The sequence below is a fragment of the Microbacterium testaceum genome (assembly GCF_001476655.1).
GTDB lineage: Bacteria > Actinomycetota > Actinomycetes > Actinomycetales > Microbacteriaceae > Microbacterium > Microbacterium testaceum_C.
On sequence record NZ_LDRT01000279.1, the window covers coordinates 1 to 598 of the forward strand.

The 598-nt window shown below is 68.6% G+C and carries 1 protein-coding gene; it reads right to left on the bottom strand.

Annotated elements, in window-relative coordinates:
• Window positions 1-180 precede the first annotated feature (180 nt).
• A partial coding sequence (locus NS220_RS20355) for a hypothetical protein (RefSeq protein ID WP_058625485.1) occupies window positions 181-598 on the bottom strand: 418 nt, incomplete at its 5' end.

Below are 598 nucleotides of genomic sequence, written 5' to 3' on the forward strand. Positions count from 1 at the left end.
TCGCGTAAGTTCTTCGGCAGCTTCAGATGTGTATAAGTGACCGCGGCGGCGACGGTCCCGCCGCCCCGGCGCTTCGCTGAGTTGCCCCCGACCCGGGCGTTGTCGTTGAACGTCACGGTCGTCACGGTACGCGGGTGGGCGCGTGCCGGCCGAGGCCTTGCGCGGGAGCGTTCGGTCGGTTCAGCGCTGCGACATCGGGTGCGTCTCGACCTCGAACTGACCGAACGGAAGCGGCGACCACACCGAGAAGGAGGTCCAGTCGTCGACCCGCAGTGTCATGATCGCGAACCACGTGACGGCCAGGCCGACGAGGGTCACGACGACGATGGTCATGCGGGCGTTGTTCAGGATCCGGAGAGCGTGGTCGACGTCGGTCGCGCGCCCGAGAACGCGTGTGAGCGCGGCCACCACGATGATCCCGAGGAGCACGAACACCAGGGGACTCGGGGTCATCGTCACCGTGCCGCACAGCGGTTCGACATCGGTCGGCTCCCCGTTCGCGTCGAGGAAGCCGTTGCCGTCACTCGCGAGCCCTCCGAGGCAGCTGCCGTGCGTGCCGCGAACAAACGCCCCGAGCGCTCCCGCGGCGACGATCCCC